The following is a 308-nucleotide window of genomic DNA, read 5'->3' on the forward strand; positions in this document are numbered from 1 at the left end:
CGTAGTTGCCGTGGTTGCGCTCGGCGGCTCCGAGGATCTCGATCTGTTTCTCGACGAGCCAGTGCACCTGGCCGATCTGGTCGTCGGTGAAGCCGTACTTCGAGCGTAGTGCCCGGTCGGAAATGCTCGGGGCTGCGGCCGGAGGCCGATTCCCTTTGGCCGAAGATTTTTGGTCGTTAGCCGTAACGTCGTTAACGACCGTTTGAGTCTTCTTCACTGAGTCTTCTTTGTACGACACCGGTGTCGCATCAAGAGGCGACACGGCTGTCGTGTCCGGATGCGCCAATTCTGTCGTGTCCGGATGCGAC

1 protein-coding gene is annotated in these 308 nt (G+C 59.4%); it reads right to left on the reverse strand.

Features of this window, described 5'->3' with window-relative positions; genetic code table 11:
* The coding region (locus L6Q96_23275) for a hypothetical protein (GenBank protein MCK6557471.1) at nucleotides 1-217 on the reverse strand (217 nt) is incomplete at its 3' end.
* Between the last annotated feature and the right edge of the window lie 91 nt (nucleotides 218-308).

Source organism: Candidatus Binatia bacterium (genome assembly GCA_023150935.1).
In the GTDB taxonomy this organism is placed as follows: domain Bacteria; phylum Desulfobacterota; class Binatia; order HRBIN30; family HRBIN30; genus JAKLJW01.